Origin of the sequence: Pantoea sp. VS1 (genome assembly GCF_002207995.1) — a bacterium.
In the GTDB taxonomy this organism is placed as follows: Bacteria; Pseudomonadota; Gammaproteobacteria; order Enterobacterales; family Enterobacteriaceae; genus Pantoea; species Pantoea dispersa.
Genome location: NZ_NHZE01000078.1, coordinates 1 through 13,113 on the forward strand (window position 1 = coordinate 1; position 13,113 = coordinate 13,113).

Below are 13,113 nucleotides of genomic sequence, written 5' to 3' on the forward strand. Positions count from 1 at the left end.
GTTATTATTTGCAGATCCCACCACCGGTTGAAAGTCTGCTCAACATTCATCTTGAACAGGGTAAAAAAGTTTAATTCAGATTCATCTGTAAAAATATATCCTGTAAATATAATCAGTGCTTCGGCATTAATTTAATTGCTCACCTTAACCCATTATTGTGGGCAATAATCGTTGTCTTAAGCGGCGGACCTGATGAACTGGGGAACGGCTTTTGCCGCTTTCCGTCACGTGCGCCGCGATAAACCCGCTAATATAGTGCTCAGCAGCCTGCCACGTTCCGGCGGCTGATGAGACATCTTCGCCAGCGCGGCTGGCACCAAACACAACTCAAGCAGGGGATTAGCATGTATCAGCATCGTAACTGGCAGGGCGCGCTGTTGGATTATCCGGTCAGCAAAGTGGTGTGCGTCGGCAGCAACTATGCAAAGCATATTAAAGAGATGGGCAGCGCCACCCCGAGTGAGCCGGTGGTGTTTATCAAACCGGAAACCGCGGTGTGTGATTTGCGGCAGCCACTGTCGATCCCGGCCAGCTTTGGTGAGGTGCATCATGAAGTGGAGCTGGCGGTGCTGATTGGCGCCACCCTGAAGCAGGCCAGTGAAGAGCACGTGGCGAAAGCGATTGCCGGTTATGGCGTCGCGCTGGATTTAACGCTGCGTGACCTGCAGGCCGGGTTTAAGAAAGCCGGTCAGCCATGGGAGCGCGCCAAGAGTTTCGATAACTCCTGTCCGCTGTCCGGGTTTATCCCGGCGGCTGAATTCACCGTCGATCCGCAGGATGCCGAACTCAAGCTGGTTATTAACGGCGAGGTGCGCCAGCACGGCACTACGGCAGATATGATCCACAAAATTCTGCCGCTGATTGCTTACATGAGCCAGTACTTCACGCTGCGCGCCGGTGACGTGGTGCTGACCGGTACGCCTGAAGGCGTGGGCCCGTTGCGCTCCGGCGATAAGCTGGAAGTGTCGCTGGCCGGTCACGGTATCAGCACCCGCGTACTGTAATACTTGCATCACCGCACCTGAAGCTTTATAAGGTGCGGTCTTGTTGCTCAACCCGGACCGCTATCATGACCGACCAACCTTTCTGGCAGACCAAACGCCTGGACCAAATGAACGACGCAGAGTGGGAATCGCTGTGCGACGGCTGTGGACAGTGCTGTCTGAACAAGTTGCAGGATGCGGATACCGATGAGATTTACTTCACCAATGTCGCCTGCAATCAGCTCAACATCAAGACCTGTCAGTGCCGCAATTATGAGCGTCGCTTCGAGTACGAAGAAGATTGCATCAAGCTGACGCGCGAGAATCTCACCACCTTTAACTGGCTACCGCGTACCTGCGCTTACCGGCTGTTGGGGGAGGGTAAAACGCTGCCAGCGTGGCACCCGCTGATTGCCGGGTCGAAGAAGGCGATGCATGCTCAGCGTATTTCGGTGCGATACATCGCGGTGCGCGAGAGTGAAGTGCGCGACTGGGAAGAACACATTATAGACCGGCCGGATCGGAACGGCTGATAACGCAACAGGCAGCCGCGGCTGCCTGTTTTGTCTAAGGCTTAGTTTGTCTGAACTCAGCGACCAAACAGATCGCGACGTTTTGCTTTGAACGGTTGCGCAATCAATACCAGAATGCCCACCAGCAGATAAGCGGCAAAAATCACGATCATCCACTGCGGCATGCTCCAGGTCAGGAAAGTCCATCCGCGTTCGGCGCAGTCACCGCTGGCGACAAATACCGCCGGCAGCCATTTATCCAGCGGCAGCCAGCTCGGGAAGCGAGCAGCAAAATCGCAGGTCACAAACGGGTTGGGATGCAGCTGAATCATAGTGTGCTCATAAGAGAGGCGTACCCCTTCATAAGCGCTGTAGAGCCAGATGGCGATGGCGGCCCAGCGCAGCGGCGTTTTAGGCGCAATTGCACCCACCAGGCCGGCGCCCATGACGCCAAACAGCGCACAACGCTCATAGATACACATTACGCAGGGTTGCAGTCCCATTACGTGCTGAAAGAACAGCGCAACCAGTTCAAAAACCAGGGCGGTCAGGGCCATTAATAACCAGGCACCGCGTCCGCGTGAGCATTGATTCAAGTATCGCAACATATTGCTTTTCCCGTAGCCGTTAATGCATCGCAGTGTAAACCAAAAGCGTACCCGTGCCAGCCAGGCAGGGGGAAAAAATCATGTATAAAAATGACTTATCCCTGATCCACGCCAAAAAATCGTGGCTTTTAGCACACGGCATCAAAAGCGCCCACGCAAGCGCAGCGTAACCCACGGCTTATTTCGCTGCGCAGCTGCTGAATTTTGCGCCAGCGCGCGCTTTTAATCCGCTGGCAGGCTATTTCCGCTATGACCCCTCTGGTATGATGAGTGCCATTACGACAAAGAAAGCAACGAGAAATAAATGCTATGGTGATTAAGGCACAGAGCCCTGCAGGATTCGCTGAAGAGTACATAATTGAAAGCATCTGGAACAGCCGTTTTCCGCCGGGATCGATTCTTCCTGCCGAACGTGAGCTTTCTGAACTGATCGGCGTGACCCGCACCACTCTGCGTGAAGTGCTGCAGCGGCTGGCTCGTGATGGCTGGCTGACCATTCAGCATGGTAAACCCACCCGCGTCAATGATTTCTGGGAAACGTCTGGTCTTAATATCCTCGAAACGCTCGCCCGTCTTGACCACGACAGTGTGCCGCAGTTAATTGATAACCTGTTGTCAGTGCGCACCAATATCGCATCGATCTTTATCAGTCGTGCGCTGCGTCATCATCCGGATAAGGCGCGTGAAGTGCTGGAGAGTGCGCTGAGCGAGGAAGATCAGGCTGAAGCCTATACCGAGCTGGATTACCGCGTATTTCGCGGCCTGGCCTTTGCTTCCGGCAACCCGATTTACGGCCTGATTCTCAACGGTCTGAAAGGGCTGTACACCCGCGTTGGCCGCCATTACTTCTCAAATCCGGAAGCGCGTGAACTGGCGCGTAACTTTTATCGTCAGCTGGCGGATCTGTGTGGCAAACAGCCGACGCAGGATCAGATCGTCGACAGCGTGCGTAACTACGGCCGCCGCAGCGGTGAAATCTGGCACAGTATGCAGAAAAGCATGCCGGATGATTTGAGCAGTAAGCGTTAAGTTTGCCCTGCCAGGTACGGTTTTAGCCGGGCACAATTTTGACTGACCTGACGTGTCGGCTGATGCAAGGGCAATCCGCAGCGCTGAGGCTTTTACGTTGCGCCAGGAGATTCCCGTGGGAAGCGGGAATCAGGCCGGGCCGGTCAGGATGACCGATACCGGCCGGTCCGTAAGGCGTAACGTAAACGCCGCAGGTACCGCGTAGCGGCGCGAGGACCTGGCCCGGCAGCAGCCGATGCGGCAAGTCCAGCGCAACCCTGCGCGTTTTATCTTCCTCTCAAAGCGCTGGTCCGCGCGCCGGGCAGCGATCTAGCAGCTCCACGCTGCCATCTTCGTTCTGCTGTTCCAGATTGACATCAAAACCCCACAGCCGATGCACATGCTTCAGCACATCGCGACGGCTCTTATCGAGCGGGGCGCGCTGCTGCGGCACATAGCGTAGCGTCAGCGAACGGTCACCGCGCAGGTCAACGTTGTACACCTGAATATTCGGCTCCAGATTGCTCAGATTGTACTGCGCTGACAGCTGCTGACGAATCGCGCGATATCCCGCCTCATCATGAATTGCGGCAATCTCAAGATAGTTATTGCGATCGTCGTCCATCACCGTAAACAGACGGAAATCCCGCATCACTTTCGGCGACAGGAACTGGCTGATGAAACTCTCGTCTTTAAATTCGCGCATGGCGAAATGCAGCGTCTTCAGCCAGTCGGAGCCAGCGATGTCCGGGAACCAGTAGCGATCTTCCTCAGTTGGCGACTGACAGATGCGCTTGATGTCCTGGAACATGGCAAAGCCCAGCGCATACGGGTTGATACCATTATACCACTGGCTGTTATACGGCGGCTGATACACCACGTTGGTATGGCTGTGCAGGAACTCCATCATAAAGCGCTCCGACACTTTGCCCTCATCGTACAGGTGATTCAGGATGGTGTAGTGCCAGAAGGTCGCCCAGCCTTCATTCATCACCTGGGTCTGTTTCTGCGGGTAAAAATACTGGCTGACTTTACGCACAATGCGCAGCACTTCACGCTGCCACGACTCCAGCAGTGGCGCGTTCTTTTCCATAAAGTACAGCAGGTTTTCCTGCGGCTCAGAGGGATAGCGCGCCGCCTCTACCTGAGTAAACTCTTTTTCTTTGCGTGGCAGGGTGCGCCACAGCGTATTGACCTGGCTCTGCAGATACTCTTCCCGGCTTTTCTGTCGCGCTTTCTCTTCCTGCAGCGAAATTTTTTGCGGGCGTTTGTAGCGATCGACGCCATAGTTCATCAGCGCATGACAGGAGTCCAGCAGCCGCTCGACCTCTTCCACGCCATAACGCTCTTCGCAATCAGAGATGTAGTTACGCGCGAACAGCAGGTAATCGACAATCGAGCTGGCATCGGTCCAGCTGCGGAACAGGTAGTTGTTTTTGAAGAAAGAGTTGTGGCCATAGCAGGCGTGCGCCATCACCAGCGCCTGCATGGTCATGGTGTTCTCTTCCATCAGGTAAGCGATACAGGGATTCGAGTTAATGACGATTTCATACGCCAGTCCCTGCTGACCGTGTTTGTAGCGCTGCTCGGTTTCGATGAACTTCTTGCCGAACGACCAGTGGGCGTAATTGATGGGCATCCCCACGCTGGAGTACGCATCCATCATCTGCTCGGAGGTGATCACTTCGATTTGGTGCGGGTAGGTATCGAGCCCATAGCTTTTGGCCACGCGGTCGATCTCCGCCAGGTAGACATCAAGCAGTTCAAAGGTCCAGTCGGGACCGTCACTGAGTCGTTTGCTGTTGCGGGTTGGCTCGTCAAACATTGTCGTCATAGCGCACCTCTGTTTTGCAAGCGGCAGGCAACAGAGTGTCACCTGTCACGATCGTTTAAGGCTTCATCCTGAGAAAGACAGCCCAAAAAAACTGAGCGAACACTTCAATGATAGTCCACTGTCGCTTATCCGATGCGGGAACTCAATCGAATTCTTTTGGTACAAAATCATCATAATAGGCGTGCTTTGGTAGCTAATAAGGTTATGTGTTATCTGGGTGATAAATTGCAGCATTAAATCCTGTTTATAAGCGCGCGATATGACTGCGGCGCTTTCTCCTGAAAAAAGTGAGATGCCCTGCCTTTCGCATAATAATTCGCTGGTTAACGCTTTTAAGGCACAAAAAACTCTGATTTTGGCGCGACCGCATGATTTCAGTGTGCAGTTAAGTGAAAAACATGTGAAATGAAAGGGTCGAATGTAATATCAGTTCAGCCATTGGGTTATGCTAAACCCGATGGTGATACCAGTTAATTATGCTTTTCGCGATGAGGGGCTTATGCGCGTAGTCATTCTGGGTAGTGGTGTCGTAGGGGTAGCCAGTGCGTGGTATCTGGCGCAGGCGGGGCATGACGTCACCGTAATCGATCGCCAGCCCGGCGCGGCGCTGGAAACCAGTGCCGGCAATGCCGGGCAGATTTCGCCCGGCTATGCGGCACCCTGGGCGGCGCCCGGTGTACCGCTCAAGGCGGTAAAGTGGATGTTTCAGAAACACGCACCGCTGGCGGTGCGACTTGACGGCAGCAGGTTCCAGCTGGAGTGGATGTGGAATATGCTGCGCAACTGCGACATGCGTCACTACCAGGAAAACAAGGGCCGTATGGTGCGCATCGCCGAATACAGCCGCGACTGCCTGAAGGCACTGCGCAGCAGCACCGGCATCGCCTATGAAGGGCGCCAGGGCGGCACTTTGCAGCTGTTCCGCACGCAGCAACAGTTTGACAGCGCCAGCAAAGACATCGCGGTACTGCGTGAAGCGGGTGTGCCTTACGAGCTGCTGGAAGCGCATCAGCTGCACAGCGTGGAGCCGGCGCTGGCGGGTACCGCGCACAAGCTGACCGGCGGCCTGCGCCTGCCGAATGACGAAACCGGTGACTGCCAGCTGTTTACCCAGCGGCTGGCGGCGATGGCAGCCGCAGCCGGCGTCACTTTCCGTTATGACACGTCAGTGGATCAGTTGTTGCGCGAAGGCAATCGCATCTATGGCGTGAAGTGCGGCGATGAGGTCATCAAAGCCGATGCTTACGTCGTGGCGTTTGGCTCTTACTCCACGGCGCTGCTGAAAGACATCGTGTCGATTCCGGTCTATCCGCTGAAAGGCTATTCCCTGACTATTCCGATCAAAGATCCGCAGGGCGCGCCGGTCTCCACCATTCTGGATGAAACCTACAAAGTGGCGGTGACACGCTTCGATGACCGCATTCGCGTCGGTGGCATGGCCGAAATCGTTGGTTTTAACACCAAACTGTTGCCGGCACGACGTGAAACGCTGGAGATGGTGGTCCGCGATCTCTATCCTGAAGGCGGGTATGTTGAACAGGCTACGTTCTGGACCGGACTGCGCCCGATGACGCCGGATGGCACGCCAATTGTCGGGCGCACGCCGCTGACCAATCTCTGGCTGAACACCGGGCACGGTACGCTGGGCTGGACGATGGCCTGTGGTTCCGGCCAGTTGCTGGCCGATCTGATTTCGGGACGTAAACCGGCCATCGCCGCCGACGACTTGTCGGTGCTGCGTTATCTGCCGGGCTTTGCGGCCCCGGCATCGCCGCTGCGTAATGCCAGCGCGACGCGCTGATACTTCAGGGAGAGTAAAAACATGTCACGTCCTACGGGTGCCACCATTAATCAACAGGCGCTGCGCCACAATCTGGCGATTGTGCGTCAGGCGGCACCGCACGCGCGCGTCTGGTCGGTGGTGAAGGCCAATGCCTACGGCCACGGCATTGCCCGCGTATGGCAGAGTCTGGCGGAAACCGATGGTTTCGCGCTGCTGAATATGGAAGAGGCGATCCTGCTGCGCGAGCAGGGCTGGAAAAAGCCAATTCTGCTGCTGGAAGGCTTCTTTCACGCCGATGACCTGACGCTGATCGATCGCTATCGCCTGACCACCAGCGTACACAGTAACTGGCAGATTCAGGCGCTGGCGAAGGCGCAGCTGTCGGCGCCAGTCGATGTTTATCTGAAGATCAACAGCGGCATGAACCGTCTCGGTTTTCGTCCGGAACAGGCACAGGCGGCCTGGCACAAGCTGCGTGCGTTGCCCAACGTGGGGGAAATGACGCTGATGGCGCACTTTGCCGATGCGGAAAACCCGCAGGGGCTGGTGGAACCGATGCAGCGCGTCGAACAGGCGGCGGAAGGGCTGAACTGTCCGCGTTCGCTTGCCAACTCAGCGACCACGCTGTGGCATCCGCAGGCGCATTTTGACTGGGTGCGGCCCGGGATTATTCTCTACGGCGCGTCACCGAGCGGCGACTGGCAGGATATCGCCAGTACCGGTCTACAGCCGGTAATGACGCTCAGCAGTGAAATTATTGGCATACAGCAGATCGGTGCCGGCGAGGGCGTTGGCTACGGTTACCGCTACCACGCGGCCGCGCCACAGCGTATCGGTATTGTGGCCTGTGGCTATGCTGACGGCTATCCGCGCCATGCGCCGACCGGTACGCCGGTCAGCGTTGATGGCATCCGCACGCAAACGCTCGGGGCGATCTCGATGGACATGATGATGATTGACCTCGAACCCTGCCCGCAGGCGGGTATCGGATCGCGCGTGGAGCTGTGGGGCAACGAGGTGAAAATTGATGAGGTAGCGAAAGCCGCCGGAACGGTAGGCTACGAGCTGATGTGTGCACTCGCGCCGCGCGTCCCGGTCACGCTTAGTTAAGCGCCGTCACTGTACCACGCATGTTCTTACTGCAGCGCCAGGCGATCAGCGCCAGCGCTGCACCCACCAGCATCATCAGCGCTAACGCTGATTTCTCCGCCACCGGCAGCGCCACCATCGCCAGGCTGCCACCTGCACCGCCCGCCATCTGGATAAATCCCTGCAGCGCCGCTGCCACACCCGCCTGCTGCTGATACGGCTCCAGCGCATAGCTGGTGGCCGGACCGACGGTGAAGGCCAGGCCGGCTACCGAGATCGCCACCGGAATCATGTACAGCGACCAGTGGGTTTGCCAGGCCGCAGGTAACAGCGTCATCCCCGCCACCAGCAGCAGCGCACCAAGCAGCATGGTGACAAACCCCATGGCGAGACAAAACGGGCGGCCCGCCTTGCGAATGGTTTTATTAACAAAGGCGCTGACCAGCATGATCCAGAAACCGTTGGCGCCAAAGGCAAAGGAGAACTGCAGCGGCGTCAGGCCACCTTCGGTCATCAACACGTGCGGTGCCAGCGAAACGTAGGTCAGCACCATGCCGAGCGCGCCCGCGTTGGCAAAGGCGAAAGCGAGAAAGCGCGGCTGCCGGGCGATGGCAGCATACTGCGCCAGCGGCAGTCCTTTGACGCGCAGCGTGTCCGCCGGACGCGTTTCCGGCAGTGCGACCACCACAATAATGCCAATCACCAGCGCATAACCGCACAGGAACCAGAAGGGCGCACGCCAGCCATAGGCTTCCGCCAGAATACCGCCGAGCAGCGGTGCCAGCGCCGGCACGATGTTCAGCGCGCCATTGAGGAAACCATAAGCGCGCGCCGCGGCATCGCCGCTCAGCCGATCGCGCACGCCGCTAAATGCCACCACCGCGCTACAGCATACCGCGCAGCCCTGAATCAGGCGCGCCAGGAAGAACACCGGCCAGACGGTGGCGGTTGCGGCCACTGCGCTGCCGATGATGTAAAGCGCGAGGCCGATCAGCGCGATCGGCTTACGGCCAAAATTATCCACCAGCGGACCGGTGACCAGCTGACCGATACCCATCACCAGCAAAAACAGCGGAATGGTGGTCTGGATCAGACTGACCGGGCTGTTAAGACCGTCGGCAATCTGCGGCAGTGTCGGGAGGTAGAGATCGATGCCCAGCGGTGCCAGCAGCACCAGGCTCAAAAGGAGTAGGGTAAACTTTTGCATTACGAACCAGTAACGTCCTGTTAAACAGGCGAGAAGGGTAATGAGTCTGCGACCAAAAAGAAAGGGCTAAAACGAAAAGGCGATGTCTGCCGGCACAGCGCAGACATCGCGTCGAGGGTATCAGTAAGCACCGTCGCGGCGCAGCACCACGCCAGCGGTTTTGAACAGAATGGCGATGTCGGTCCACAGCGCCCAGTTCTTCACGTACCAGGAGTCAAAATAGACGCGCGTGTCGTAGTCGATATCGTTACGCCCGCTGACCTGCCACAGGCCGGTCATGCCCGGTTTGGCCATCAGATAGTAGTCGACATCGCCCGCGTAGCGTTCCAGCTCAGCTTCAATCACCGGACGCGGTCCCACCAGACTCATTTCGCCGCGAATCACGTTCCACAGCTGGGGCAGTTCATCCAGGCTGGTTTTACGCAGGAAGCCACCGATTTTGGTGATGCGCGGATCATTCTTCAGTTTGAAATCACGATCCCACTCAGCGCGCGCTTCGGCACTGGTGGCCAGCAGATTCTGCAGCACTTCCTGCGAGTTGGTCACCATTGAACGGAACTTCAGGCACTTAAACTTCACGCCATCCTGACCGACGCGTTCGTGGCCATAAATAGCGTTACCGCCGTCGCGCTTCACCATCCAGCACAGCAGGCCGAACACCGGGGCAAGAAACAGCAGCAGCAGTGAGGCAACCACCACGTCGAAAGTGCGCTTGAGGAAACGCGAGGAGCGTTTCGCCAGGTTGTTACTGACGCGCAGGATCATCACTTCATGGCTGAAGATAAACGACATATCGGTGCCATACAGCGGCACACCGCGCAGCGTAGGGATAACCGAAATCGAGCGGCATTTCATCTTGGACAGAAACTTCAGCCATTTATCGCGCACCACCTGCTGTTCAAATTCGGTGGCGACGATAAATTGCGTGTTGTCACGGTCCATGGTTTGCCAGTTGATGTCTTTCCAGGTAATAACCGGCACGCCGTTAACACTTTCCTGGTGAGGCTCATCATCCAGCGAGATAAACGCCTGCACGTTATAGCCCAGAATCTCCTCGCTCTGCAGCGCCGCGTAGGCTTCCATGGCGTTCTTACCGGAGCCGATGATAATGGTCTCTTTTTGCCACTGGCCCGCGCGGTTGATGGCACGCTTCACGCCGGCGCGCATTAGCGGCAGCAGTAGCAGGGCATAAGTCCAGCTAAATACCCACACCATGCGCGAGAAGTCCCATTTGGAAAAGGCAATCAGCGCCAGATCCAGCAGCGAAAACACAAACAGCGTTTTGACGATTTCTTTCAGCTCAAACCAGAACGGTTTGCGGTAGGTGTAGTGGCGCATACGCACCCAGAACCAGGCTGTGCACAGCACTGACAGACCTAACTGTGCGACAAAGCGGTATTCAATTTGCTGCGGCGGAATAAAACTGTCCAGTTCTCCCCAAATACCCTGGACGGTGGCCGCGGATAAAAATAATGCCAGGTTCAGTGCAATTAAATCCGAAAAGCTGAGTGCCACTTTCGCGATGAGATTTTTGCGCAGTCCGCTCCACGAGCGGGTTGCATCGTTCATTACCAATGTACTTGCCATAAAACCTGCTCTCTTTTCTTAAGTAAAAGATGGCCTGACCAGAATCAAGTACGCGCTCAGGAGTCGTCCGCTGAAAGCAGAAATAAAATAATATTCAGCGAGATATGAGTCAGTGCTGCCATAAGCGCTGCATGGAAAGGGCCGTTTGAGACGTGATTTACGTCACGAAAAGCTGCAGCAACGTTTAAGAGTATGCAGGAGTTATTTGACAGAGTTAATATGGAAAGAGTCTGAAAAAACAATATTTGATTAAAGTACAGACCAGCTAATATGTTGAAAAATAATATTAAAAGTAAAAGGTGCCGTGAAATAACAGACTATTTTAAGACTACTTTTCGGAATGACCGCCAGTCAAAGTGAATGGCGGTGAGGAAAATATCAGGCCGGTTTTTTCAATACCCAGCGGTCCTGCTGCTTGTCATAGTGGCCGATTTGCAGATCAACCGGTTCGCCATCAATCCACGCCGGTACGCTGGTTTCATGATCCCAGCCGTCGAGCTGATAACTCAGGCCGGGGTTGGTATGGCAGGGGATGCCGACGGTATCCAGCTTCTCCACATCCATTACTGCATCGACGATCTCGTAACGACCAATCTTCACCACGTGTCCCATCATCTTCTCCCGTTTGCTGGGTGGAATAGTGATCATAGACGCTGACACGCAGTTTACGAGCGATACGGCCTCGGATTATTCCTTCTCTTCCCGCACGCGCACCCCGATTTTGACGATTTGGTTATCCTCTTTTTCCGCCACCGTCCACGTCAGCTGGTTCCACTCGACCTGATCTCCCACCACCGGCGTGCTGCCGAGCAGGCCCATAATTAACTGGCCGAGCGACTGCTGATCGTTGGTCTCTTCATCGAGCTCCAGGCCATAGATCTGCGCGACATCGCGCAGGCGCGCCTCGGCATCAAGGATAAAGTCACCAAAGAAGCGCTGATCCAGCGCCACCGGCGGCGTCTGGCTGAACATTTTGCCCAGCGCCGGCAGGTCGCGCTCGCGGCCAATAACGCACAGCACGTCACCCTCTTTCAGACGCGTATTGCCGTTGGGGTGCATTAGCGCGTTATCGCGGAACAGGGCGGCAATGCGCGTTTCGCGCGGCATTTGCAAATCGCGCAGCGCGGCGCCGACGCACCATTTGTCGGCGCTGAGCTGATAAACAAACTGTTCCCACGGATTTTCCGGATGGATATCCAGCCCGACGCGGCTGATGGGCGATGCGGTCGGCGGTACCACCACCTTAGCCCGTTTAGCGGCATAGCCCAGCGACGTGCCCTGCAGCATCAGAGATACCAGTACCACGAAGAAGGCGATGTTGAAGTAGAGTTTGGAATTCTCCAGTCCGGCCATCATCGGGAACACCGCGAGGATAATCGGCACCGCACCGCGCAACCCAACCCAGCTGATAAAGATGCGTTCACGTCCGGTAAAGCCTTTAAACGGCAGCAGCCCGACCAGAATCGACAGCGGACGCGCCACCAGAATCAGCCACAGCGAGAGAATCATCGCCGGCAGCGCGATATGCCACAGGTCAGACGGCGTCACCAGCAGGCCGAGCACGATAAACATACCAATCTGGCTCAGCCAGGCCATCCCGTCGAAAGTTTGCAGAATGCCGTGGCGGTTACGAATCGGGCTGTTGCCCAGCAGGAAACCACACAGATAGACCGCCAGAATGCCGCTGCCTTCCATCACCGTGGTCAGGGCAAACACGATAATGCCGCCGCTCAGCGCCAGCAGCGGATAGAGCCCTTGTGCCAGGCTGATGCGGTTGATCAGTTGCTGCAGCGCCCAGCCGCCGCCCAGTCCGAGCACAATGCCCAGGCCGAACTGCTGCACCAGATGCACCACAAACATCCAGCTCAGGCCGCTCTGCCCCTGCTGGATCATGTCGATCAGCGTAATGGTAAGAAACACCGCCATTGGATCGTTGCTGCCTGATTCAATCTCCAGCGTGGAACTGACGCGCTCGTTAAGCCCTTTGTCGCCCAGCAGTGAAAACACCGCTGCGGCGTCGGTCGAGCCGATAATGGCACCAATCAGGAAGCCCTGCATCAGATCGAGCTTAAACAGCCAGGCGGCAGCCAGACCGGTGAGGCCGGCGGTAATCATCACGCCAACGGTGGCCAGCGACAGCGCCGGACCAAGCGCCACCTTGAACGAGCTGGCCTTGGTGCGCATGCCGCCGTCGAGCAGAATAATCGCCAGCGCCAGGTTGGACACCAGATAGGCCACCGGATAGTTATCAAAGGCAATACCGCCGATGCCGTCCACGCCGGTCAGCATCCCCAGCGCCAGGAAGATCACCAGAATCGGGATACCGAGACGCGACGAGAAGGAACTCAGCAGAATACTTGCTGCGACCAGCACGGAACCAATAATGAACAAACTGTAAATCATGCTGGCATTCAACGGCGTTCTCCTGCGGCGGGGCATAAAAAAGCAAATTGCGGGCAATTCACACAGACAAGGTGAAAAGATAATGCCTTATCAATAGCT

The 13,113-nt window shown here is 56.4% G+C and carries 11 protein-coding genes; 5 read left to right on the top strand and 6 right to left on the bottom strand.

The genetic code is table 11. The features are described from left to right. The first annotated feature begins 344 nt into the window (after nucleotides 1-344). The gene (locus CBW22_RS23035) at nucleotides 345-1,004 is read left to right on the top strand and encodes a fumarylacetoacetate hydrolase family protein (protein ID WP_088517976.1); all 660 of its coding nucleotides are present in this window, start codon (nucleotides 345-347) and stop codon (nucleotides 1,002-1,004) included. 65 nt (nucleotides 1,005-1,069) lie between these two features. After that, nucleotides 1,070-1,516, top strand: a complete 447-nt coding sequence (locus tag CBW22_RS23040; RefSeq protein ID WP_021510046.1) for a YcgN family cysteine cluster protein — start codon at nucleotides 1,070-1,072, stop codon at nucleotides 1,514-1,516. Nucleotides 1,517-1,572: 56 nt separating this feature from the next. Here CBW22_RS23040 and dsbB read toward each other — a convergent pair whose 3' ends face one another. Then, the gene (gene dsbB, locus CBW22_RS23045; protein WP_040679952.1) at nucleotides 1,573-2,103 is read right to left on the bottom strand and encodes a disulfide bond formation protein DsbB; all 531 of its coding nucleotides are present in this window, start codon (nucleotides 2,101-2,103) and stop codon (nucleotides 1,573-1,575) included. A 309-nt stretch (nucleotides 2,104-2,412) separates the two neighbouring features. Between dsbB and fadR the strand changes: the two genes are divergently transcribed. Then, nucleotides 2,413-3,132, top strand: a complete 720-nt coding sequence (fadR, locus tag CBW22_RS23050) for a fatty acid metabolism transcriptional regulator FadR (RefSeq protein WP_058757728.1) — start codon at nucleotides 2,413-2,415, stop codon at nucleotides 3,130-3,132. Nucleotides 3,133-3,409: 277 nt separating this feature from the next. Here fadR and CBW22_RS23055 read toward each other — a convergent pair whose 3' ends face one another. Beyond that, nucleotides 3,410-4,945, bottom strand: a complete 1,536-nt coding sequence (locus CBW22_RS23055) for a SpoVR family protein (RefSeq protein ID WP_031280208.1) — start codon at nucleotides 4,943-4,945, stop codon at nucleotides 3,410-3,412. A gap of 499 nt (nucleotides 4,946-5,444) precedes the next feature. Between CBW22_RS23055 and CBW22_RS23060 the strand changes: the two genes are divergently transcribed. Continuing rightward, entirely contained in the window at nucleotides 5,445-6,746 is a 1,302-nt protein-coding gene (locus CBW22_RS23060; RefSeq protein ID WP_088517977.1) for a D-amino acid dehydrogenase, read from the top strand. A gap of 21 nt (nucleotides 6,747-6,767) precedes the next feature. Then, nucleotides 6,768-7,838, top strand: coding sequence for a catabolic alanine racemase DadX (gene dadX, locus CBW22_RS23065; protein ID WP_058757726.1), 1,071 nt, complete (start codon nucleotides 6,768-6,770; stop codon nucleotides 7,836-7,838). On the opposite strand, the gene CBW22_RS23070 is transcribed toward dadX, so the two are convergent. The 4 genes from CBW22_RS23070 to CBW22_RS23085 form a co-directional block, all read right to left on the bottom strand. Beyond that, nucleotides 7,831-9,024, bottom strand: a complete 1,194-nt coding sequence (locus CBW22_RS23070; RefSeq protein ID WP_088517978.1) for a multidrug effflux MFS transporter — start codon at nucleotides 9,022-9,024, stop codon at nucleotides 7,831-7,833. The genes dadX and CBW22_RS23070 overlap by 8 nt on opposite strands. Before the next feature lie 120 nt (nucleotides 9,025-9,144). Next, entirely contained in the window at nucleotides 9,145-10,611 is a 1,467-nt protein-coding gene (gene wbaP, locus CBW22_RS23075) for an undecaprenyl-phosphate galactose phosphotransferase WbaP (RefSeq protein ID WP_058757724.1), read from the bottom strand. 378 nt (nucleotides 10,612-10,989) lie between these two features. Next, a complete protein-coding gene (locus CBW22_RS23080) occupies nucleotides 10,990-11,223 on the bottom strand; it encodes a DUF1480 family protein (protein WP_021510054.1) in 234 nt (77 codons plus the stop codon). 75 nt (nucleotides 11,224-11,298) lie between these two features. Further along, nucleotides 11,299-13,026 carry a potassium/proton antiporter gene (locus CBW22_RS23085; protein WP_021510055.1) on the bottom strand — a complete coding sequence of 576 codons (1,728 nt, stop codon included), beginning with the start codon at nucleotides 13,024-13,026 and terminating at the stop codon, nucleotides 11,299-11,301. Between the last annotated feature and the right edge of the window lie 87 nt (nucleotides 13,027-13,113).